This window comes from Streptomyces olivochromogenes (assembly GCF_021538895.1).
Lineage (GTDB): Bacteria > Actinomycetota > Actinomycetes > Streptomycetales > Streptomycetaceae > Streptomyces > Streptomyces olivochromogenes_A.
Map to the genome: position 1 here is coordinate 58274 of NZ_JADDRL010000031.1, position 21177 is coordinate 79450.

20 protein-coding genes are annotated in these 21177 nt (G+C 70.5%); 12 read left to right on the top strand and 8 right to left on the bottom strand.

What is annotated here, in order from left to right:
• The first annotated feature begins 13 nt into the window (after positions 1-13).
• On the top strand, positions 14-754 hold the full coding sequence (locus tag IPZ69_RS17870) for a HEAT repeat domain-containing protein (protein ID WP_235455133.1): 741 nt from the start codon (positions 14-16) through the stop codon (positions 752-754).
• 46 nt (positions 755-800) lie between these two features.
• Here the strand turns inward: IPZ69_RS17870 and IPZ69_RS17875 are convergent, their stop codons facing one another.
• Entirely contained in the window at positions 801-2240 is a 1440-nt protein-coding gene (locus IPZ69_RS17875) for an ATP-binding protein (protein ID WP_235455134.1), read from the bottom strand.
• A 153-nt stretch (positions 2241-2393) separates the two neighbouring features.
• The gene (locus IPZ69_RS17880) at positions 2394-4577 is read right to left on the bottom strand and encodes a DEAD/DEAH box helicase (RefSeq protein ID WP_235455135.1); all 2184 of its coding nucleotides are present in this window, start codon (positions 4575-4577) and stop codon (positions 2394-2396) included.
• A gap of 111 nt (positions 4578-4688) precedes the next feature.
• On the opposite strand from IPZ69_RS17880, the gene IPZ69_RS17885 reads away from it, so the two are divergent.
• Both IPZ69_RS17885 and IPZ69_RS17890 read left to right on the top strand, forming a co-directional pair.
• A complete protein-coding gene (locus IPZ69_RS17885; RefSeq protein WP_235455136.1) occupies positions 4689-4958 on the top strand; it encodes a type II toxin-antitoxin system Phd/YefM family antitoxin in 270 nt (89 codons plus the stop codon).
• Positions 4951-5214 carry a type II toxin-antitoxin system RelE family toxin gene (locus IPZ69_RS17890; RefSeq protein ID WP_235455158.1) on the top strand — a complete coding sequence of 88 codons (264 nt, stop codon included), beginning with the start codon at positions 4951-4953 and terminating at the stop codon, positions 5212-5214. Before IPZ69_RS17885 ends, IPZ69_RS17890 begins: the two co-directional genes overlap by 8 nt.
• 84 nt (positions 5215-5298) lie before the next feature.
• Here IPZ69_RS17890 and ychF read toward each other — a convergent pair whose 3' ends face one another.
• A complete protein-coding gene (gene ychF / locus IPZ69_RS17895; protein ID WP_235455137.1) occupies positions 5299-6387 on the bottom strand; it encodes a redox-regulated ATPase YchF in 1089 nt (362 codons plus the stop codon).
• A gap of 168 nt (positions 6388-6555) precedes the next feature.
• On the opposite strand from ychF, the gene IPZ69_RS17900 reads away from it, so the two are divergent.
• Entirely contained in the window at positions 6556-7092 is a 537-nt protein-coding gene (locus IPZ69_RS17900) for a DUF6542 domain-containing protein (RefSeq protein WP_235455138.1), read from the top strand.
• On the opposite strand, the gene ppgK is transcribed toward IPZ69_RS17900, so the two are convergent.
• Both ppgK and IPZ69_RS17910 read right to left on the bottom strand, forming a co-directional pair.
• Positions 7089-7835: a polyphosphate--glucose phosphotransferase gene (ppgK, locus tag IPZ69_RS17905; RefSeq protein ID WP_235455139.1), complete on the bottom strand. Its 747-nt coding sequence runs from the start codon at positions 7833-7835 to the stop codon at positions 7089-7091. The two genes, IPZ69_RS17900 and ppgK, sit on opposite strands and share 4 nt — an antisense overlap.
• Positions 7836-7888: 53 nt before the next feature.
• The gene (locus tag IPZ69_RS17910) at positions 7889-8896 is read right to left on the bottom strand and encodes a 4-hydroxy-3-methylbut-2-enyl diphosphate reductase (protein WP_235455140.1); all 1008 of its coding nucleotides are present in this window, start codon (positions 8894-8896) and stop codon (positions 7889-7891) included.
• Between the two features lie 112 nt (positions 8897-9008).
• On the opposite strand from IPZ69_RS17910, the gene xseA reads away from it, so the two are divergent.
• The 3 genes from xseA to IPZ69_RS17925 all read left to right on the top strand — a co-directional run bounded on the left by xseA (position 9009) and on the right by IPZ69_RS17925 (position 11191).
• Positions 9009-10217, top strand: a complete 1209-nt coding sequence (xseA, locus tag IPZ69_RS17915; RefSeq protein ID WP_235455141.1) for an exodeoxyribonuclease VII large subunit — start codon at positions 9009-9011, stop codon at positions 10215-10217.
• Between the two features lie 9 nt (positions 10218-10226).
• Complete coding sequence (locus IPZ69_RS17920) at positions 10227-10469, top strand: exodeoxyribonuclease VII small subunit (RefSeq protein ID WP_235455142.1); 243 nt, start codon at positions 10227-10229, stop codon at positions 10467-10469.
• 131 nt (positions 10470-10600) lie between these two features.
• On the top strand, positions 10601-11191 hold the full coding sequence (locus IPZ69_RS17925; protein ID WP_235455143.1) for a malonic semialdehyde reductase: 591 nt from the start codon (positions 10601-10603) through the stop codon (positions 11189-11191).
• A 129-nt stretch (positions 11192-11320) separates the two neighbouring features.
• Here the strand turns inward: IPZ69_RS17925 and IPZ69_RS17930 are convergent, their stop codons facing one another.
• A complete protein-coding gene (locus tag IPZ69_RS17930; RefSeq protein ID WP_235455144.1) occupies positions 11321-11845 on the bottom strand; it encodes a DUF4245 domain-containing protein in 525 nt (174 codons plus the stop codon).
• Positions 11846-11971: 126 nt separating this feature from the next.
• On the opposite strand from IPZ69_RS17930, the gene glpX reads away from it, so the two are divergent.
• Positions 11972-13006 (top strand): class II fructose-bisphosphatase, encoded by a 1035-nt coding sequence (gene glpX / locus IPZ69_RS17935; RefSeq protein WP_235455145.1) that lies wholly within the window; start codon positions 11972-11974, stop codon positions 13004-13006.
• 118 nt (positions 13007-13124) lie between these two features.
• On the opposite strand, the gene IPZ69_RS17940 is transcribed toward glpX, so the two are convergent.
• Together IPZ69_RS17940 and IPZ69_RS17945 are read right to left on the bottom strand one after the other, a co-directional pair.
• Positions 13125-13502 carry a WhiB family transcriptional regulator gene (locus IPZ69_RS17940; protein WP_235455146.1) on the bottom strand — a complete coding sequence of 126 codons (378 nt, stop codon included), beginning with the start codon at positions 13500-13502 and terminating at the stop codon, positions 13125-13127.
• A gap of 174 nt (positions 13503-13676) precedes the next feature.
• The gene (locus IPZ69_RS17945; protein ID WP_235455147.1) at positions 13677-14378 is read right to left on the bottom strand and encodes a DUF1707 SHOCT-like domain-containing protein; all 702 of its coding nucleotides are present in this window, start codon (positions 14376-14378) and stop codon (positions 13677-13679) included.
• Positions 14379-14545: 167 nt separating this feature from the next.
• Here IPZ69_RS17945 and IPZ69_RS17950 point away from each other — a divergent pair, with 167 nt between their 5' ends.
• The 4 genes from IPZ69_RS17950 to IPZ69_RS17965 all read left to right on the top strand — a co-directional run bounded on the left by IPZ69_RS17950 (position 14546) and on the right by IPZ69_RS17965 (position 21103).
• Positions 14546-16213 carry a fumarate hydratase gene (locus IPZ69_RS17950; RefSeq protein WP_235455148.1) on the top strand — a complete coding sequence of 556 codons (1668 nt, stop codon included), beginning with the start codon at positions 14546-14548 and terminating at the stop codon, positions 16211-16213.
• A gap of 290 nt (positions 16214-16503) precedes the next feature.
• The gene (locus IPZ69_RS17955) at positions 16504-17889 is read left to right on the top strand and encodes a class II fumarate hydratase (protein ID WP_235455149.1); all 1386 of its coding nucleotides are present in this window, start codon (positions 16504-16506) and stop codon (positions 17887-17889) included.
• A gap of 84 nt (positions 17890-17973) precedes the next feature.
• A complete protein-coding gene (fomD, locus tag IPZ69_RS17960; protein WP_235455150.1) occupies positions 17974-18684 on the top strand; it encodes a cytidylyl-2-hydroxypropylphosphonate hydrolase in 711 nt (236 codons plus the stop codon).
• A 325-nt stretch (positions 18685-19009) separates the two neighbouring features.
• A complete protein-coding gene (locus IPZ69_RS17965; protein ID WP_235455151.1) occupies positions 19010-21103 on the top strand; it encodes a SpoIIE family protein phosphatase in 2094 nt (697 codons plus the stop codon).
• Positions 21104-21177: the final 74 nt, after the last annotated feature.

Genomic DNA, 21177 nt, shown 5'->3' on the forward strand with positions numbered 1-21177 from the left:
CGAGACTGCACCGGTGACTTCCCGGACGGAGAGAATCGCGAGCCTCGTCCTGCAGCTGGACGGCGAGGCCGGCGCGTCCCACGACGCCCGGGCGGAGCTGATCGGGATCGGCCCCGAAGTCATCCCCGCCGTCGTCGAGGGGCTGCCCACCCTGGGCGGCTTCGGGCTGCTGACCGCCATCGAGGTCTTCGAGGGGGTGGGCGACGCCCGCTGCGGCCCCGCTCTCGTCGAGCTGCTGGACAGCGACGACCCGACCGTCCGCGAATGGGCGGCCATGGCACTGGCGAGCCTGGAGATCGACGGCGCGGTCGAGCCGCTGCGCCGCGCCTACCGCGCCTGCCTGGCACGGCAGACCCCGCCCGACTGGACCGAGCCCGGCGGCATCCGCTGGGCCCTGACCGCGCTCGGCGCCCGCACCCCCGTCGTCCCACCCCTCACCGCCCGCCTCCGCGCCGCCGCCGGGCCCGACGCCCCCGGCTGGCCCTCGGCCCGCTTCACCGAGCTCGTCGACGACCTGGCCGACCACGCCCAGGTGATCCTCCACTCCCAGTTCTGGCGCGTGGATAGCGGTCGCACCTACTGGGTCTACGGCCCCGGCACGGACCAGGAACTCGACTGGACCGCCCCCTGGGAGCACCTGGTCGAGGAGTCCCGTGCCCAGTCCCTGCGCCAGGCCACGAACGCCCCGATCGCCGACGACATCTTCGTCGCCCCCAGCTGGATCGACCGCACGGACCTCCACCCGGAGACCTGACCCGCACAGGGGGCCCGATGGAGCCGCCGGCATCCCTCAGGTGCGGCTATCGGGGCTGCCATGCCCGTACGAGGTCTTCCGGACCCCAGCACGCGTTGAGGGGCAGATCATCGGCCACCCCGGAGCGGGAGACCGCCACCCGGGGAGTGTCCGGGGTGGTGCCGGGGACGGCGAACATGTCACGTACCAAGGCGTCGTAGTCGTGGCGCCCGAAGGGCTCGGTCTCCAGCCACTTGACCGACCCGACGAAGTGCACCCGCCGAGCCACCGGCTCACGGTCCGTACCGATGAGGTCGATCTCGGGGTTGTTCTGCCGGTTCCACCAACCGCCGACGGCCTCGGTCTCGGGCCACTCGTCGTCGGGCATCAGCCGCAGCAAGGACTCGCGGACCAGCGGCTCGACCGCCCGTCCGCGCCAAGTGGTCCACGACCGCTCGATGCGTTCCAGCGCCAAGTCACCGCGGCCACGCTCGATGAGCGGGATCGCGCGTGCCAGAAAGGCCAGCCAGAACCGCAGATAGGGGTCGGCGATCCGGTACCGCTTGTTCTTGGTGTCCGGCTTGACGGACAGGGGGAGATCAGCGGCCAGGACTCGCTTGGCCTGCAGCATGGCCAGGAGCGGGGAGAGCGTGCCCGACGGCAGCGCGCCGGCGCCGCCCGCCCGGGCTGCGATGGCGCTGAACGTGCGCTCACCATTCCCGACCGCTTCCAGTACGGCGCGTGAGTGCGAAGCCTCGGGAAATTCGCCCAGCAGGGACAGCTCGCCGGCCACCAGCAACGGCGAGAGCGGATTGGCGACCGACGCCCGCAAGAACGCCGTGCGATCCATTCCCGGCCGCCACGACTGCACGATCTCGGGGAATCCGCCGGTGATCAACTGGGCGTCGACGGCCGCCGCGGCGTCGAGCTCGGTCATGTCCTGCACGTCGGCCAGGTTCAGGGGACGGACGGTCATGGTCGCCGCACGGCCGAAGAACGGGCGCCCGTACGACTGCAGTGCCTCCATCACCGATGTATCGCTGCCGACCAACAGCAGAAGTACGGGCTTGGCGGACAGGTGCCGGTCCCAGACGGTCTGGAGCGCGCCCTCGAATTCCTGATCCTGCTCGACCAGCCACGGCACCTCGTCGATCACCGCGATGGCGGGAGTGTCGTCGGGTACCGCAAGCGCGAGCGAGCGCAGGGCCTGGTTCCAGTCCTGGGACTGAAGGCCGGCGACCAGTTCCGCCCCCGGCAACAGCGACTGCCCGAGGGTCGCGGCGAACTCGGCACGTTCCGTCACGGGGTTGCGCCCCCGGGTGGCCTGGAACACCGCGTACGGCGCTCCCGAGCGATCGCAGAACTCCTGGACCAGCCGCGACTTCCCCACACGGCGACGGCCCGTCATGATCACGGCCCGCCCTCGCGTGGCACCGGCACCCTCTGCCACTGCCCGGTACTGCTCGGCCAGCAGTTCAAGATCCCCGACCCGACCTTGGAACTCCACGACACACTCCAGGAGGTAACGCAGATCAATTATTACGTAGATTGAATCTTACTTCACTGCATGCGACCTGGTGGAGCGCGCGAGGGCGGACGGGCGGGGTACGGGAAGCAAAAACGCAGGGGCCCGACGCCGAAGATGGGTCCCGACGGTCGCTCACGGGTCTCCTGCGGACACTGTGCGGACCGCTCCCAGCCGCGCCTGCTCCTCCTCGACGATCTGGCGGGCCATCGCCGTGTCCGAAACGTCGACCGCGTCCGGCGTCGACTCGGCGACCGCGCTGCGGCGCGCGTACGCGTCGAACAGGCGGGTCTTGTTCTTCAGCATCTCCACCATCCGCTCGTCCACCCCGCGGGTGGCGAGCAGCCGGTGCACCCGGACCGAACGAACCTGCCCCATGCGATGAGCCCGCGCCACCGCCTGGTGTTCGATGGTCGGTTTGATCTGGGGCTCACAGATGATCACGACGGACGCGGCCTGCATGTTGAGTCCCACCCCCGCCGCCTCGATCTGCGCAACCAACACCGCATGCCCCGGCACGGCGGCAAACTCGTCCACCAGCCGCTGACGGCGCGCGGGTGGCACGCTTCCCGAGAGCGGACCGAACACCCGAGCGCCACCATTGCTCCGCACGCCGTCCAGCATGCTCTTCACCGTTCCAAGGACATCCCTGAAGTTGGAGAAAACCACCACCTTCAGCTCATTCTCGGCGGCGTCCTCGACGATCTCGCGCAGCCGGTTCAGCTTGGCCGACTTCTCGGGGCGCGCGTATGCCGCTCTGCGCATCGCCATGAAGTTGCCGGCGCGCACGGCCTCGCGGTAGGCATCTTCGTCCGACGCACTCAGCTCCTCCCACTCGTCCGTCTGCTGGAGCGCGGGCAGTTCGGTCAGAACATCCTGCTGGTTGCGGCGCAGATAAACCGGGGCGACGGCCTTCCGGAATGCCCTGGAACCGGCCACTCCGTCACGGTCACCGACAACCCCTGCCAGGTGCGGCTGGAGAATCCGCACAAGGCTGCGGAACTCGGCGACTCGGTTCTCCATGGGCGTGCCGGTCATGAAGAGAACGCGTTCGCAGCGCCCGGACCATTCCGTCACGGCTTGGGAGCGACGCGTCTTCGGATTCTTCACGTAGTGCGCCTCGTCCACGACCAGCATCCCCAGCTCGCCGCCTCCGGGGGCCGGGAAACCACTCAAGGCGTCGAAGGTGGTCACCCCTACGCCGCCCCGGCCCTTCCAGTCGGCGTACGCTTCCTGCCTGTCGGGGCCGTGAAGAGGCATCACGCGCAGATTGCTGCGGGCCTCGATTTCGCGTGTCCAGTTGATCAGGACGCTGGCCGGGCAGACGACCATGAAGTGAGTCTGCCCCTCGGCAGCGAGATGAGCCAGTGCGGCGATGGCCTGGATGGTCTTGCCGAGCCCCATCTCGTCGCCAAGAATCACCTTGCGTTGCGCCAGGGCGAAGCGCGCCCCGAAGGCTTGATAGCCGCGCAGCGACACCCGCCGGTGAGTGTCATCAAGCATCTGGTCGCGGACCCGCTCGGCGACTTCATCGGGCAGGAACCCCTCGGCAGCGGCAGTGTCGGGGCTGCGGCCAGAGATCTCCGCGAGCAGGCTGTAGTACTCGGCGGAACGCAGCTCGAAGTCGACCCAGGCGGCGACCTCGGTCGAGGTACCGCGCAGCAGATCCACCGAGGCCTGCGCAAGCAGCTCCGACACACCGCCCTGCGCTGCTTCCTCGGCCAGACTGCGGACCTCTGCAACAGCCTCCAGCGCCCGAGCTCGTTTGACCTGCCCCACCAGCAGCATCCGCAGCCGCCCGGCGGCCGGCTTGGCCTCGGCCAGCAGCGGACCGAGCCGCTCCGAGAGAGCCGCAGCCGTGTCGACGGCTCGCCGCGCATCGGGGCCCGCTTCCACCAGCACATGCAGGGCCATGACGAGTGAGGTGGTCCGCGGCTCTGGTCGATCCACGTCGATGTGGACGGCGATGGTCTCCCGAACGGCATCAGATATCTGGCGTGCCGCCGCGATGACCTGATCGGCGGTCCGCTGCCCCACGCCAGGAATCTGTCGCAACCGGTAGGAACCGGCATCCAGTACCTGCCGGACCGATCGCAGGCCGCTCTTCTCGACTTTCCCGAGCCTCAGCCGACCCTCGGTGACCTCCTTCAACCGGGCCACTGGGATGGCGTCCAGCGCCTGTTCCGCCGCCGTGTCGCAGATCGGCTTCAGCGCCGCCCGAACCGCCTCGACAGCCCGCCCGTGGTCGCCGACCACGGCCTGCGCCGCCTCGTACAGCCGCCCTCCCGCGGCAACCGCCTCCCGCTCACTGCGCCCCATCCCGCCCCGGCCCCTCTCGCCATGTCCCCGCATACTGCCACCGCCGCCCCCTGGCACCGGCCGGGGCCCGCATGCGTTGTGTACACATGGCACACTCGGTACCTTTGAAGCATGACTCAGCCGCTGCCCATAGAGTCCATCCGCGACGTACGCGCCCACTTGGCCGAAGTCGTCGAACGGGCCGACCGTGACGACGTGCCCACTGTCATCACCCGTCGCGGCAAGCAGGTCGCCGCCGTGGTCTCGATCGACGTGCTGCGCAAGTACCAGGAGTGGGAGGAGCGCGAGATCAACCGCATCATCGACGAGCGCATGGCGAGCCCGGCCGCGGGCGTCCCGATCGAGGACGTGATGAGGGAGACGCTTGCACGCAGTGAGTGACTACCGCACGGTGTTCCGGCCCGAGGCCCAGGCCGAGCTGCGCAAGATCCCGCGGGACATGGCGCTTCGCATCCTGGCCAAACTGACAGAGCTGGAGAGCGACCCCTTCGGCTTCAACACCGTCGCACTCGTATCCCAGCCTGAGCGCCGCCGTCTTCGGGTCGGCGACTACCGTGTCGTCTACACGATCGACAACGGGGAGCTGGTGGTGTGGGTCGTACACGTCGGACACCGCTCCACGGTCTACGACACGTAGCTGCTCCAGGTTCTGCGGACAGCTGCGGACCACACAACGGCCTGACCTGCTTTTTCGCAGGTCAGGCCGTTCGTCCACGTCCAATCAGACGTTGAAGCGGAACTCCACCACGTCCCCGTCCTGCATCACGTACTCCTTGCCCTCCATGCGGGCCTTGCCCTTGGCGCGGGCCTCGGCGACCGAGCCCGTTTCGACGAGGTCGGCGAAGGAGATGACCTCGGCCTTGATGAAGCCCTTCTGGAAGTCGGTGTGGATCACACCGGCGGCCTCGGGGGCGGTGGCGCCCTTCTTGATGGTCCAGGCGCGGGATTCCTTCGGGCCGGCCGTGAGGTAGGTCTGCAGGCCGAGGGTGTCGAAGCCGACGCGGGCGAGGGTGGCGAGGCCGGGCTCCTCGGCGCCGACCGACTCCAGGAGCTCCAGCGCGTCCGCCTCGTCGAGCTCGGCGAGGTCCGCCTCCAGCTTGGCGTTGAGGAAGATGGCCTCGGCGGGGGCGACCAGGGCGCGCTGCTCGTTCTTGAAGTCCTCGTCGACCAGCTCGTCCTCGTCGACGTTGAAGACGTAGAGGAAGGGCTTGGTGGTCAGCAGGTGCAGGTCGTGCAGCAGCTCGTTGCGCTCGGTGCCCTGGACGATGCCGTGGGCGAAGAGCGTGTCGCCCTTCTCCAGGATCTCCTTGGCCTCCTCGACCGCCTTGACCTTGGGCGCGACGTCCTTCTTGATCCGCGACTCCTTCTGCAGGCGCGGCAGGACCTTCTCGATGGTCTGGAGGTCGGCGAGGATCAGCTCGGTGTTGATCGTCTCGATGTCGCCCTTCGGCGAGACCTTGCCGTCGACGTGGACGACGTTCTCGTCCTTGAAGGCGCGGATGACCTGGCAGATCGCGTCGGACTCACGGATGTTCGCGAGGAACTTGTTGCCCAGGCCCTCGCCCTCGGAGGCGCCGCGCACGATGCCGGCGATGTCGACGAAGTCGACGGTGGCCGGGAGGGTCCGCTGCGAGGAGAAGATCTCGGCCAGTTTGGTGAGGCGCGCGTCGGGAACGCCGACCACGCCGACGTTGGGCTCGATCGTGGCGAACGGGTAGTTGGCCGCCAGCACGTCGTTCTTGGTCAGGGCGTTGAACAGGGTCGACTTGCCGACATTCGGCAGACCGACGATTCCGATCGTGAGCGACACGTTGCGACTTCCCGTAGTCAGAGGGCCAGGGGGCCAGAGGTCCGGCCGATCCACCAGTTTACGGCGTCCTGTGACCGGCCCGTCGGTCCCGTCGAACGCTTGGCCAAGCTCGGCCGTTCGGCGTGTCTGAGGGGCGATTCTGCACATAAACAGACCTAAGTTGGTCCAGTGGAGCAACACAGGACGCGACCCCCGCAGCACGCACCGCGACGCGGCACGCCGCCGGCACATCTCCCGCCGCAGGCCAGACGCCGCCCACCGGCGGGACGGCCTCCCGCCCCGCGGTCGGAACGGCCGGTTCGGCAGCCGGGGCGGATGCCGAACCCCCGGCTCACCGGGCTCGGCGGGGGGCTGTTCTGCCTGGCGGTCATGTTCCTGCTGGGTCTGCTCGACCAGCTGCTGTTCGGGGCGTCCCTGACGGTGTACGGGGTGCTGTTCCTGCCGGTGTGCGCGCTGACCGCGCTGTGGGTGCGCGGGAGTGACCTGCTGACCGCGCCGGTCGTGGTGCCGATCGCCTTCGCCGCCGGGCTGCTGCCCGTCGCCGACGACAGCGGCGGGATCCTGGGCCGGCTGATGGGCCTGGTGACCGGACTCGCCACACAGGCCGGGTGGCTGTACGGGGGGACGCTCATCGCCGGAGTGATCGTGATCGTCCGCAGAGTCCGCCTGGTGAACCGCCGACGCCGGGCGGCCCGGGTCGGTTAGTCCCGCTTCCTCGCGTGCATCGCCGCGCCGACGATGCCCGCGTTGTTCTGCAGCTGCGCCGGGACCATCTCCGCTCTGATGCCCTCGATGAGGGGCAGGAACTTGTCGGCCTTGCGGCTGACGCCGCCGCCGATGATGAACAGCTCGGGCGAGAAGAGCATCTCGACGTGCGCGAGGTACTTCTGGACGCGGCGGGCCCAGTGCTCCCAGGTCAGCTCGCCGTCGTCCTTGGCCTTGCTGGAGGCCTTCTTCTCCGCGTCGTGGCCGTTCAGCTCCAGGTGGCCCAGCTCGGTGTTCGGGACGAGGGCGCCGTCGACGAAGACGGCGCTGCCGATGCCCGTGCCGAAGGTCAGGAGGATGACCGTGCCGCGGCGGTCGCGGCCCGCGCCGAAGGCCATCTCGGCGACACCGGCGGCGTCCGCGTCGTTGACGACCGTCACCTCGTGACCGCCGAGCCGGTCGCTGAACAACGCCCGCGCGTCCGTGTCGATCCAGCTCTTGTCCACATTGGCGGCCGTACGGATCGTGGCGCCGCCGGTGACCACACCCGGGAAGGTCAGTCCGACCGGGCCCGTCCAGCCGAAGTGGTGGACGACCTCCTTGACGCCGTCGGCCACCCCGTCCGGCGTCGCCGGGTGCGGAGTGAGCACTTTGAAGCGCTCCTCCGCCAGGTCGCCCCGCTCCAGATCCACGGGTGCGCCCTTGATCCCGGACCCGCCGATGTCCACACCAAAGATCTTCATGGCTCTACGTTACGTCGTACGACTGACAGTGACGCGTTCGGCGGGACCGCCGCTCACGCCTCGGGCGTACCGGACCCGCCGCGCTCGGCGACCAGGGCGGCCGCCTCCTCGCGCAGGTCGCGGCGGAGCTCCTTGGGGAGCGAGAAGGTGATGGACTCCTCGGCCGCCCTGACGAGCTCGACGTCCCCGTAGCCGCGCTCGGCCAGCCACTCCAGGACCTGCTCGACCAGGACCTCCGGGACGGAGGCGCCGGAGGTGACGCCGACCGTGGTCACGCCCTCCAGCCAGGCCTCGTCGATCTCGCCGGCGAAGTCCACGAGATAGGCCTCGCGGGAGCCGGCCAGCTTGGCGACCTCGACGAGCCGCTTGGAGTTGGAGGAGTTGCGGGAGCCGACCACGATGACCAGTTCGGCCTCCTCGCCCATCTGCTTCACGGCGAGCTGGCGGTTCTGCGTGGCGTAGCAGATGTCGTCGCTCGGCGGGGAGATGAGCTGCGGGAACTTGTCCTTCAGCGCGTCGACGGTCTCCATGGTCTCGTCGACGGAGAGGGTGGTCTGGGACAGCCAGACGACCTTCGACGGGTCGCGGACCTCGACCTTCGCCACGTCCCCGGGGCCGTCGACCAGCTGGATGTGCTCGGGGGCCTCGCCGGAGGTGCCGATGACCTCCTCGTGGCCCTCGTGCCCGATCAGGAGGATGTCGTAGTCCTCGCCCGCGAACCGGACGGCTTCCTTGTGGACCTTGGTGACCAGGGGGCAGGTCGCGTCGATGGTGGCGAGATGGCCGCGCGCGGCCTCCTCGTGCACGACGGGGGCCACGCCGTGCGCGGAGAACATGACGATGTTCCCCGGGGGCACCTCCTCCGTCTGCTCGACGAAGATCGCGCCCTTCTTCTCCAGGGTCTGCACGACGTACTTGTTGTGGACGATCTCGTGCCGGACGTAGATCGGGGCCCCGTACTGCTCAAGGGCCTTCTCGACGGCGATCACGGCGCGGTCCACACCGGCGCAGTAGCCCCGGGGGGCGGCGAGCAGGACACGGCGGCCAGGCGAAGCGGTCATGGACCCATCGTAAGGGCCACGTTCGACGGCCCCGAGAGCGCGTGTCCCCACCGCCTCCGCGCCCCTTCGCCGCGCGCGCCCGGTTGTCGGTGGCGGCCGTTACGCTCGGCGCATGGCTGTCAACACGTCCGCGGAGACTCCCCTGCCCGTCGGTGAGGTGTCGCGGCTCATCGGGAGCTGGATCGACCGGCTCGGGGCGGTGTGGGTGGAGGGCCAGATCACCCAGCTGTCCCGGCGGCCCGGTGCCGGCGTGGTGTTCCTGACGCTGCGCGATCCGTCGTACGACATCTCCGTGAGCGTGACCTGCTACCGGCAGGTCTTCGACGCCGTCGCCGATGTCGTCGGCGAGGGCGCGCGCGTGGTCGTCCAGGCGAAGCCCGAGTGGTACGCCCCGCGCGGGCAGCTGTCGCTGCGTGCTGCCGAGATACGGCCCGTGGGGGTCGGCGAGCTGCTGGCGCGGCTGGAGCAGCTGAAGAAGGCGCTGGCCGCCGAGGGACTGTTCGCGCCGGAGCGCAAGAAGCCGCTGCCGTTCCTGCCGCAGCTGATCGGGCTGGTCTGCGGGCGCGCCTCGGCCGCGGAGCGGGACGTGCTGGAGAACGCCCGGCACCGCTGGCCCGCCGTCCGCTTCGAGGTGCGCAATGTCCCCGTGCAGGGCGTGCATGCGGTCCCGCAGGTCGTGCAGGCCGTCAAGGAGCTGGACGAGCGGGACGACGTGGACGTCATCATCGTGGCCCGCGGTGGCGGCAGCGTCGAGGATCTGCTGCCCTTCTCCGACGAGCAGCTGGTGCGCGCCGTCGCCGCCTGCCGTACGCCGGTCGTGTCCGCGATCGGGCACGAGCCGGACAACCCGCTGCTCGACCATGTCGCCGACCTGCGCGCCTCCACCCCGACCGACGCGGCCAAGAAGGTCGTGCCGGACGTGGGCGAGGAGTTCGAGCGGGTGCGCATGCTGCGGGACCGGGCGCGGCGGTGCGTGGAGGCGATCGTGGAGCGCGAGGAGCGGGGGCTGGCGCACGCGCTCGCCCGGCCCTCGATGGAGGATCCGCACCGGATGATCGAGGAGCGGGCGGACCAGGTCGCGGCGCTGGTGGAGCGTTCCCGGCGCACGCTGCGCCATCTGCTCGACCGCGCCGACTCGGAGCTGACGCACACGCACGCGCGCGTGGTCGCCCTGTCCCCCGCGGCGACGCTCAAGCGCGGTTACGCCGTGCTGCAGAGGTCCGACGGCCATGTGGTGCGGGATCCGGACGAGGTGGCGGCGGGCGAGGCGCTGCGGGCGCGGGTCGCCGAGGGTGAGTTCTCCGTACGAGTCGATTCTTAGGGTGAGTGGATGACCGGCAAGGTGGATGAGGCGCTCGGCTACGAGCAGGCGCGGGACGAGCTGATCGAGGTCGTACGGCGGCTGGAGGCCGGGGGGACGACCCTGGAGGAGTCCCTGGCGCTGTGGGAGCGCGGCGAGCAGCTGGCCAAGGTGTGCCGGCGCTGGCTGGAGGGGGCCCGGGCGCGGCTGGACGCGGCCCTGGCCGAGGAGGAGGTGACCGAGCAGCCGGAAGGGTCCGGCGACCAGTCATAAGCCCTGGTCGGTTGTGAAGCGGATCACGACGCCCCGCTTTTGGTTGAAGCTTGAACTTCACTGGCGTACGTTCACTCGTGTAAGCCGGTCCGGCATTCCAGGACCGGACGCGCATTCGAGGAAGTTCACGCATGTCTCTCGTTCTTGACCCCGCCTCCCAGGACCTGCTGTTCCGTGAGGCCCGCACCGCGAACACCTTCACCGACGAGCCGGTGACCGAGGAGCAGGTCCAGGCGATCTACGACCTCGTCAAGTACGGCCCGACCGCCTTCAACCAGTCCCCGCTGCGCATCACGCTGGTCCGCTCCGCCGAGGCCCGCGAGCGCCTGGTCAAGCACATGGCCGAGGGCAACCAGGCCAAGACGGCCACCGCCCCGCTGGTCGCGATCCTCTCCGCGGACAACGAGTTCCACGAGGAGCTGCCGGCCCTCTTCCCGCACTTCCCGCAGGCCAAGGACGTGTTCTTCAACGAGCGTCCGGTCCGTGAGGGTGCCGCCACGCTGAACGCCGCCCTGCAGGCCGCCTACTTCATCATCGGCGTCCGCGCCGCCGGCCTGGCCGCCGGCCCGATGACCGGTCTCGACTTCGCCGGCGTCCAGAAGGAGTTCCTGGACGACGACCACACCCCGCTGATGGTCGTCAACATCGGCCGGCCGGGCGAGGACGCCTGGTTCCCGCGCTCGCCGCGACTGGCGTACGACGACGTCATCACCACGGTCTGAGACACGACCCGCGTACGAGAAGGGGCCCCCGCACTGCCGGGGGCCCCTTCTCGTACGTCTCCCGCCCGCGACTCGCAAGGCACGGCCCGCCGCTCGCACGCGCGGGCGCTCATGCCGTCGCGCGGGCGCTCACGCCATCTTCAGCGCCTCGGCCATCCGCGTCAGCTGGGCGAACGACGCCGTACCCGCCACCACCGTGGTGGAGCCGGGCGTGTCCTCCAGCACGAGGGCGTCGTAGCGGCCGCCGGTGTACCGGGTCCAGGTGCGGTCGCCGATCCGCTGGGTGCGCTTGCTCGCCGTCCCGCCCTGGCTGGCCGCCTCGATGAACTCGACGCGCTTCTGAGTGGACTGCTCGACCTGCACGTAGTCACCGTCGGGGTTCTGGAAGCCGAGGTGCCAGCGGTCGAAGTCCGCCCCCTGGAAGCGGACCGACGTCGCCTTCCAGTCCTTCGACAGCCCCTCGGGTGCGGCCACCGGGTAGCTCGCGGCGCGCCGCGCCGTCAGGAGCTCCACGCGGTAGTCGACCCGCTTGAGTTCGGGAGCGTGGTCGTCGTGCGGGATGAAGAGGTAGATGACGCCCGCCGCGATCCCGATCAGGCCCAGGGAGAGAATCATGTCCCGGACCGACTTCTGCTTGCCGTTCGAACCTGCCACGCCCCCTATCGTCGCAGGTGCCCGGCGCGCTCATCCGTGGGGGGCCCTGCTCATTTTGTCTGCCTAACGATAGAGTCGGGAGGCAACCCTCATCCGGCCGTCGTCGTATCAGAAAGGTGCGCTCCGATGACCGAGAATCATCATCTGCCCTCCGAGCTGGAAGTTCCCTCCGAGGCTCCCGACCGCAACCTCGCCCTGGAGCTCGTCCGGGTGACCGAAGCCGCCGCCATGGCCGCGGGGCGCTGGGTCGGTCGCGGCGACAAGAACGGCGCCGACGGCGCCGCGGTGCGCGCCATGCGGACCCTCGTCTCCACCGTGTCGATGAACGGCGTCGTCGTCATCGGCGAGGGCGAGAAGGACGAAGCGCCGATGCTCTACAACGGGGAACGTGTCGGTGACGGCACCGGACCCGAGTGCGACATCGCCGTCGACCCGATCGACGGCACCACGCTGACCGCCAAGGGCATGCCGAACGCCATCGCGGTGCTGGCCGCCGCCGACCGCGGCTCGATGTTCGACCCGTCCGCCGTCTTCTACATGGACAAGCTGGTCACCGGCCCCGAGGCCGCCGACTTCGTCGACATCGACGCGCCCGTGGCCGTCAACATCCGCCGGATCGCCAAGGCCAAGCGCTCGGCGCCCGAGGACGTCACCGTCGTCATCCTGGACCGGCCGCGGCACGAGGGCATCATCAAGGAGGTTCGCGAGGCCGGCGCGCGCATCAAGCTGATCTCCGACGGCGACGTCGCCGGCTCGATCTACGCGCTGCGCGAGGGCACCGGCGTGGACCTGCTGCTGGGCGTCGGCGGCACGCCGGAGGGCATCATCTCGGCCTGCGCGGTGAAGTGCCTCGGCGGCACCATCCAGGGCAAGCTGTGGCCCAAGGACGAGGCGGAGCGGCAGCGGGCCATCGACGCCGGACACGACCTCGACCGGGTGCTCACCACGAACGACCTGGTCTCCGGCGACAACGTCTTCTTCGTCGCCACCGGCATCACTGACGGCGAGCTGCTGCGCGGCGTGCGGTACCGGTCGGAGACGGCGACGACGGACTCGATCGTGATGCGGTCCAAGTCCGGCACGGTGCGCCGGATCGACTCCGAGCACCGGCTGAGCAAACTGCGGGCCTACAGCGCGATCGACTTCGACCGGGCCAAGTGACCCGCGAGCAGCCGGACCGAGCTGAAGAACCTGCAAGAAGGGGGCCGCGGACCCCTGAGTCGGCAGACTCCCCCGCGTGACACAGGCGCCCCCGGTGCGGAGGGGGCGCCTCGTGCGTTCAGCCCGCCTGCGCTATACGGCCCGTCGCCCTCGCCGCCTTCTTCAGCTCCAGCTCGCGGCGGCGACGGCGCGCGAGGACCACGCGGCGTTCGGCGGCGGTGAGCCCGCCCCAGACGCCGTACGGCTCGGGCTGCAGCAGCGCGTGCTCGCGGCACTCGACCATGACCGGACAGCGGGCGCAGACCCGCTTGGCCGCCTCCTCGCGGGACAGCCGGGCCGCGGTGGGCTCCTTGGAGGGGGCGAAGAACAGGCCGGCCTCGTCGCGCCGGCACACCGCCTCGGTGTGCCAGGGTGCGTCTTGGTCCCTGTCCTGCGCCGGCCCCCGCTGGGCCGGAACGGCGGCTACCTGCAGGGACGTATGCGGCGGTTGCAGCACGGTCTACTCCTGACGACGGCTTCGCGAGCGAGAGACGATGCTGCAAGCCCTACCCGCTGTGCGCGGGCCTATGCACTGCGTTCCCAACCGCAGGAGCGCGGCGGCTTGTTCACGACCCTGTGAGCCACCTGCGCCGTGATCGATTCGTTTGGGAACCGGTCGAATTCGCGACCGTCAACGGTCGAGATGTTTGCGCAACTTCCTGTCGACCTTGTGCTGAACGCGGTCGAGGATGTCCGCGACGAGCTTTCCGCGCTTGGGGCGCGCCTCGACATTGCCCAGGACGGCCCACCCGTCGACATAAACCACCGGAGCCTCGGACTCGACCGAATCCAGCGGGCTCACCTCGAAGTTGCCGAGGACACCGCCGCCGGTGCCGCGCAGCGACACGTTCTCCGGGACGCGGATCTGGACGTCACCGAAGACCGCGATCGCCTTGATCACGACCTGCTGGTACTCGAAGATCGCCTCGCTCAGGTCGATCTCCACGGTGCCGAAGACGGCGTACGCGTGCAGCCGGCGCCCGGCGCGCCAGCGCCCGCGGCGCATGGCGGAGCTGAACACCGCGACAACGTTGGCGTCGGCCTCCGTCGGTATCGCGCCCGGGGTCGGGCGGGGCGGCACCGGCGTGTAGGCCGCGCTCGCGGGGCGCTGGTGACCCGCGGGCAGGTCCTGGATGAAGACCTCCAGCTCGCCGACCGTCTTGGCGTTCAGCACCCCCTCGACGCGCTCGGCGTGCTCGTCCGCGGTCAGACGGCCCTCGGCGAGGGCGTCGCGCAGGATGTCGGCGATGCGGTCACGGTCGGCGTCCGAGGCGCGCAGTTCGGCCACGGTCGGCGCCGCGCTCTCCGGCTGGGCGTGCTTCTGAAGGTCCACGACAGCAGCGTACCGAAACGCGATAGATCGCGACTAGGGGTGTGGACAACCCCGCGCGTCGCGAACTGAGCCCTACCTCACAGGTTCCCCGCCGGTGGCAGGTTCTACGCTGGTGAGGCCCGTCGGCGCTGACGGGCCGCCGTCTGTCGAGTGAGGAATGGGCAAAGATGCCTGAGTTCGCGTACACCGATCTGCTCCCCATGGGAGAGGACACCACCCCCTACCGGCTGGTGACCTCCGAAGGTGTCTCCACCTTCGAGGCCGACGGGCGGACGTTCCTCAAGGTGGAGCCGGAGGCGCTGCGCAAGCTCGCCGAGGAGGCCATCCACGACATCCAGCACTACCTGCGCCCGGCCCACCTCGCGCAGCTGCGCCGGATCATCGACGACCCTCAGGCGTCGAGCAACGACAAGTTCGTCGCGCTCGACCTCCTGAAGAACGCGAACATCGCGGCGGCGGGCGTGCTGCCCATGTGCCAGGACACCGGCACGGCGATCGTCATGGGCAAGCGCGGCCAGAACGTCCTCACCGAAGGTGAGGACGAGAAGGCCCTGTCCCACGGCATCTACGACGCCTACACCAAGCTGAACCTGCGCTACTCGCAGATGGCTCCGCTCACCATGTGGGAGGAGAAGAACACCGGCTCCAACCTCCCGGCGCAGATCGAGCTGTACGCCACCGACGGCGGCGCGTACAAGTTCCTGTTCATGGCGAAGGGCGGCGGCTCCGCCAACAAGTCGTTCCTGTACCAGGAGACGAAGGCCGTCCTGAACGAGGCCTCCATGATGAAGTTCCTGGAGCAGAAGATCCGTTCGCTGGGCACGGCCGCCTGCCCGCCGTACCATCTGGCGATCGTCGTCGGCGGCACGAGCGCCGAGTACGCCCTCAAGACGGCGAAGTACGCCTCCGCGCACTACCTGGACGAGATCCCCGCCGAGGGCTCGGAGCTGGGCCACGGCTTCAGGGACAAGGAGCTGGAGGAGAAGGTCTTCGAGCTCACCCAGAAGATCGGCATCGGCGCGCAGTTCGGCGGCAAGTACTTCTGCCACGACGTCCGCGTGATCCGCCTCCCGCGCCACGGCGCGTCCTGCCCGGTCGCGATCGCCGTCTCCTGCTCGGCCGACCGTCAGGCGGTCGCGAAGATCACCGCCGAGGGTGTCTTCCTGGAGCAGCTGGAGAAGGATCCGGCCCGCTTCCTGCCGGAGACCACGGACGAGCACCTGGAGTCCGACGGCGACGTCGTCAGGATCGACCTGAACCAGCCGATGGACGACATCCTCGCCGAGCTCACCAAGTACCCGGTGAAGACCCGCCTGTCCCTCACCGGCCCGCTGGTCGTGGCCCGCGACATCGCGCACGCCAAGATCAAGGAGCGGCTGGACGCGGGCGAGGAGATGCCGCAGTACCTGAAGGACCACCCGGTGTACTACGCCGGCCCGGCCAAGACCCCCGAGGGCTACGCCTCCGGCTCCTTCGGCCCGACCACGGCCGGCCGCATGGACTCCTACGTCGAGCAGTTCCAGGCCGCGGGCGGCTCCAAGGTGATGCTCGCCAAGGGCAACCGCAGCAAGCAGGTCACCGACGCCTGCGCGAGCCACGGCGGCTTCTACCTCGGCTCCATCGGCGGCCCCGCCGCCCGCCTCGCCCAGGACTGCATCAAGAAGGTCGAGGTCGTCGAGTACGAGGAGCTCGGCATGGAGGCCGTCTGGAAGATCGAGGTCGAGGACTTCCCGGCGTTCGTCGTCGTCGACGACAAGGGCAACGACTTCTTCCAGGACCCGGCCCCGGCACCGACGTTCACCTCGATCCCCGTGCGGGGACCCGGGCTCGCGTAGTGCCTTTCGGGGCGGCCGGGGACGGAATTCGCCCCCGCCGCCCCTTCTTCAGACCCGGCCCCGCAGCCGACGTTCACGTCGATCCCGGTACGGGGCGCCGGGCCGACCCAGTGCCGGCCGACCGTCACCGACCCCCGACCGCCCCTCCCGGCAACGCCGACGGGAGGGGCGGTCGCGCGTTCCGGGACGGTCGGCGCCGAGGTCGCGTCGGCGGGTCGGGCGTGATCCGCCCTGCACCCGGGCGGCCCACAGTCCGGAACATCCCGGCCGCCCACGTCGCTATAAGCGACATGAGCGAATACCGCATCGAGCACGACTCCATGGGCGAGGTCCGTGTCCCCGCCGACGCCAAGTGGCGGGCCCAGACGCAGCGTGCCGTCGAGAACTTCCCCATCTCCGGCCAGCGCATCGAGCGGGCCCACATCGAGGCGCTCGCCCGGATCAAGGCGGCCGCCGCCAAGGTGAACGCCGGGCTCGGGGTGCTCGACAAGGACATCGCCGAGGCGATCCAGGAGGCGGCCGCGGAGGTCGCCGAGGGGAAGTGGGACGCGCACTTCCCCATCGACGTGTTCCAGACCGGCTCCGGGACCTCGTCGAACATGAACACCAACGAGGTCGTCGCGACGCTGGCGAGCGAGCGGCTCGGCCGGGACGTCCACCCCAACGACCACGTCAACGCCTCCCAGTCGTCCAACGACGTCTTCCCGTCCTCGATCCACATCGCCGCCACGGCCGCCGTCACCCGCGACCTGATCCCGGCCCTGGAGCACCTCGCCGCCTCCCTCACCCGCAAGTCCGAGGAGTTCGCGGACGTGGTGAAGTCGGGGCGGACCCATCTGATGGACGCGACGCCCGTGACGCTGGGGCAGGAGTTCGGCGGGTACGCCGCCCAGGTGCGGTACGGGATCGAGCGGCTGCGGGCCTCGCTGCCCCGGCTCGCCGAGCTGCCGCTGGGCGGCACCGCCGTCGGCACCGGGATCAACACCCCGCCCGGGTTCTCCGCCGCCGTCATCGAGGAGGTGGCCCGCGCCACGGGGCTGCCGCTGACGGAGGCACGCGACCACTTCGAGGCGCAGGGCGCCCGCGACGGGATCGTGGAGACCAGTGGCCAGCTCAGGACCATCGCCGTCGGGCTGACGAAGATCTCCAACGACCTGCGGTGGATGGCGTCGGGACCGCGGACGGGGCTGGCCGAGATCCATCTGCCCGATCTCCAGCCCGGTTCCTCGATCATGCCGGGCAAGGTCAACCCGGTCGTCCCGGAAGCCGTTCTCATGGTCTGCGCCCAGGTCATCGGCAACGACGCGACCATCGCCACCGCCGGCGCCGCCGGGAACTTCGAGCTCAACGTGATGCTCCCGGTGATCGCCAAGAACGTGCTGGAGTCGGTCAGGCTGCTCGCCAACGTCTCCCGGCTGCTCGCCGACCGCACCGTCGACGGCATCGTCGCCGACCGGGAACGGGCCCGCGAGTACGCCGAGTCGTCACCCTCCGTGGTCACCCCGCTGAACAAATACATCGGCTACGAGGAAGCGGCCAAGGTGGCCAAGAAAGCCCTCGCGGAACGCAGGACTATCCGTCAGGTGGTGCTGGAGGGCGGGTACGTGGAGCGCGGCGACCTCACCCTGGAACAGCTCGACGAGGCCCTGGATGTCCTGCGTATGACGCGTCCGTGACCCCTTGTGGACGCTTGTGTCCACCGGAGCAGAACCGTGACCCGCGCCGCAGCGTCGTACGACTGCGACACCTAATATCTGTGCATGGCAGACGGCGGAGCGGTGAGACGCGTGGAACGCGGGGAAGCGAGCGGCGCAAGGGGCACGCCGGGCTTCTGGGCGCCCGGGAGTCACATCCTGTGGCGGTACCGGGAGAACGCCGGCGCGCGCTTGCACATCGTCCGCCCCGTCACCGTCGTGCGCGACGACACGGAGCTGCTCGCCGTGTGGCTGGCCCCCGGCACCGAGTGCACGCGCCCGGTGCTGGCCGACGGCACGCCCGTGCACGTCGAGCCGCTGGAGTCCCGGTACACCAAGCCGCGGGCCGTGCAGCGCGACCGGTGGTTCGGCACGGGCGTGCTCAAGCTGGCCCGGCCCAGCGAGCCGTGGTCCGTGTGGCTGTTCTGGGAGCCGGGCTGGCGCTTCAAGAACTGGTACGTCAACCTTGAGGAGCCGTTGTCCCGTTGGGACGGCGGAGTGGACTCCGAGGACCACTTTCTGGACATCTCCGTGCAGCCCGACGGCAGTTGGCACTGGCGCGACGAGGACGAGTTCGCACAGGCACAACGGGACGGTCTGATGGACATACGGCTCGCCGACCGGGTGCGGGAGGCGGGGCTGGCCGCCGTGGAGGTGATCCGCGCCTGGGGCCCGCCGTTCTCCGACGGTTGGCAGCACTGGCGCCCGGATCCCTCCTGGGCGGTACCGTCACTGCCGGAGGACTGGGACCGGACGCCCGCGCACGTGTCCTCATGAGACTCTTGCTGCGCCCCCGGTCCACAACCGTAGGATCGTCCTCCGCAAGGGCATGCAGCGACAACTCCCGGAACACGGGCCGGACTTGACCGAACGTCACCGAGGGGCGGCAGGACGTGAGCGAGGACGAGGGCAACACGGTCAGGGCCGCCGGCCCTGGGGGCCGCAGACGGTCCTTGCGCGGCTCCGCATGCGCCGCCGGCACAGGAACAACCTCTGACCACGCGGGAATCCCGTTCCTGGGGCACGTATTCCGGGTATCGGGACTTCTGCGGGACGAACTGCGCGCGCGGCGCGCAGCCCCGGACGGACGGATTCGACACGCGTGACGGAGCACCCCACCTCCTACGAGCGCCCGCAGCCGGGCGCCGACCCCGCGGAGGCCCGCGGGGCGCTCTTGCGTTCCCCGAAGCCGCTGAGCGCCACCGCCTTACCCGCGCAGGCCCGCAGCACCGGCGAGACGCCCGTCGCGCGGGGCACCGGCACGCCCTGCGGCAAGGGGAAGGAGACCCCAGTCAACGGCCCCGAGCACGCCCAGCCGGACTCCGCCGAGCCCGACGCCCACCGCCCGCGTCCCACGCCCGTGCCGGAGGGCATCCCGCCCCAGCCGAGCGCCGAGCAGGAGCGGGCCCAGGGCGGCCAGGAGCGCCGTACCGGGCGGGGAGTGCCGCCCGGGCGGCCCATGCCCATGCGGCGGGACGGGGACCGGCTGCGGTTCGTGGGCGCCGCGACCCGGCGGATCGCCCGCGGCATCGACCTCGACGAGATCGTGATGGGCCTGTGCCGGGCCACCGTGCCGACCTTCTCGGACGCGATCCTCGTCTACCTGCGCGACCCGCTGCCGGTCGGCGACGAGCGCCCCACCGGCCCCGTGGTGCTCCGGCTGCGCCGCACCGACCGGATCCCGGAGGAACGGGACACCGAGGGCGGCTTCCTGCCCGTACCGGCGCCGGAGCCCGACTTCGCCGACCTGTCCGACCTGTCCGGCCTGTCCGCGCTGACCGCCGAGCTGTGCGAGGTGCGGCCGGGCGGCGCGCTGAACGAGGTACTGCGCGGGGTGCGTCCGGTGTTCGCCGACGCGCCCGCGGCCCGCGCCGCGCTGCCCGAACTCCTCGGCGAGGGCGGCGAGTCGGTCGTCCCCGACGGCCAGCACGCGATCCTCGCGCCGCTGCGCGGCCGCCGCCGGGTCATCGGCGCCGCGCTGTTCCTGCGCCGCCCGGAGCGGCTGGCCTTCGAGGCGGACGACCTGCTGGTCGCCGCCCAGCTGGCCACGCACAGCGCTCTGGGCATCGACAAGGCGGTGCTGTACGGCCGCGAGGCCTACATCGCCGACGAGCTGCAGCGCACCATGCTCCCGGAGACCCTGCCCCGCCCGACCGGCGTCCGGCTGGCCTCCCGCTACCTGCCCGCCGCCGAGACCGCCCGGGTCGGCGGCGACTGGTACGACGCCATCCCGCTGCCCGGCAGCCGGGTCGCGCTCGTCGTCGGCGACGTCATGGGGCACTCCATGACCTCTGCCGCGATCATGGGCCAGCTGCGCACCACCGCGCAGACCCTGGCCGGGCTCGACCTGCCCCCGCAGGAGGTGCTGCACCACCTCGACGAGCAGGCGCAGCGCCTGGGCACCGACCGGATGGCGACCTGCCTGTACGCCGTCTACGACCCGGTCTCGCACCGCATCACGATCGCCAACGCCGGTCATCCGCCGCCCGTCCTGCTGCACCTGGGCGGCCGGGCCGAGGTGCTGCGGGTGCCGCCGGGCGCGCCCATCGGCGTCGGCGGAGTCGACTTCGAGGCCGTCGAGCTGGACGCGCCCGCCGGAGCGACCCTGCTCCTGTACACCGACGGCCTGGTCGAGTCCCGGCTGCGCGACGTGTGGACCGGCATAGAGCAGCTGCGCGAGAAGCTCGCCGCGACCGCGCAGCTGACCGGTCCCGACCACCCGCCGCCGCTCGAAGCGCTGTGCGACGAGGTGCTCGACATGCTCGGTCCGGGCGACCGGGACGACGACATCGCGCTGCTCGCCGCCCGCTTCGACGGGATCGCGCCGAGCGACGTGGCGTACTGGTTCCTGGAGCCGGAGGACGCGGCCCCCGGCCGGGCCCGCCGGCTGGCCCGGCGCGCGCTGGCCCGCTGGGGCCTGGAGGAGCTGTCGGACTCGGTCGAGCTGCTGGTCAGCGAGGTGGTCACCAACGCGGTGCGCTACGCGTCCCGCCCGGTCACCCTGCGCCTGCTGCGCACCGACGTCCTGCGCTGCGAGGTCGGCGACGACGTGCCCCAGCTGCCGCGGCTGCGCCAGGCGCGCGCCACGGACGAGGGCGGCCGCGGCCTGTACCTGGTCAACAAGCTGGCCCGGCGCTGGGGCGCGACGCGCCTGAGCACCGGGAAGGTGGTCTGGTTCGAGCTGAACCGGAACTAGCTCGAACGGACAGGGCGAAGGGCGCCCGGGATCTCCCGGGCGCCCTTCGCCCTGTCTGCCGCACCGGCCGGCCG

What these genes read in the sequence shown, in the direction of transcription:
- IPZ69_RS17880 (WP_235455135.1), bottom strand. Translation starts at nt 4,577, where the DNA reads ATGGGGCGCAGTGAGCGGGAGGCGGTTGCCGCGGGAGGGCGGCTGTAC.
- IPZ69_RS17885 (WP_235455136.1), top strand. Translation starts at nt 4,689, where the DNA reads ATGACTCAGCCGCTGCCCATAGAGTCCATCCGCGACGTACGCGCCCAC.
- IPZ69_RS17910 (WP_235455140.1), bottom strand. Translation starts at nt 8,896, where the DNA reads ATGACCGCTTCGCCTGGCCGCCGTGTCCTGCTCGCCGCCCCCCGGGGC.
- ppgK (WP_235455139.1), bottom strand. Translation starts at nt 7,835, where the DNA reads ATGAAGATCTTTGGTGTGGACATCGGCGGGTCCGGGATCAAGGGCGCA.
- xseA (WP_235455141.1), top strand. Translation starts at nt 9,009, where the DNA reads ATGGCTGTCAACACGTCCGCGGAGACTCCCCTGCCCGTCGGTGAGGTG.
- fomD (WP_235455150.1), top strand. Translation starts at nt 17,974, where the DNA reads ATGGCAGACGGCGGAGCGGTGAGACGCGTGGAACGCGGGGAAGCGAGC.
- IPZ69_RS17925 (WP_235455143.1), top strand. Translation starts at nt 10,601, where the DNA reads ATGTCTCTCGTTCTTGACCCCGCCTCCCAGGACCTGCTGTTCCGTGAG.
- IPZ69_RS17955 (WP_235455149.1), top strand. Translation starts at nt 16,504, where the DNA reads ATGAGCGAATACCGCATCGAGCACGACTCCATGGGCGAGGTCCGTGTC.
- glpX (WP_235455145.1), top strand. Translation starts at nt 11,972, where the DNA reads ATGACCGAGAATCATCATCTGCCCTCCGAGCTGGAAGTTCCCTCCGAG.
- IPZ69_RS17920 (WP_235455142.1), top strand. Translation starts at nt 10,227, where the DNA reads ATGACCGGCAAGGTGGATGAGGCGCTCGGCTACGAGCAGGCGCGGGAC.
- IPZ69_RS17950 (WP_235455148.1), top strand. Translation starts at nt 14,546, where the DNA reads ATGCCTGAGTTCGCGTACACCGATCTGCTCCCCATGGGAGAGGACACC.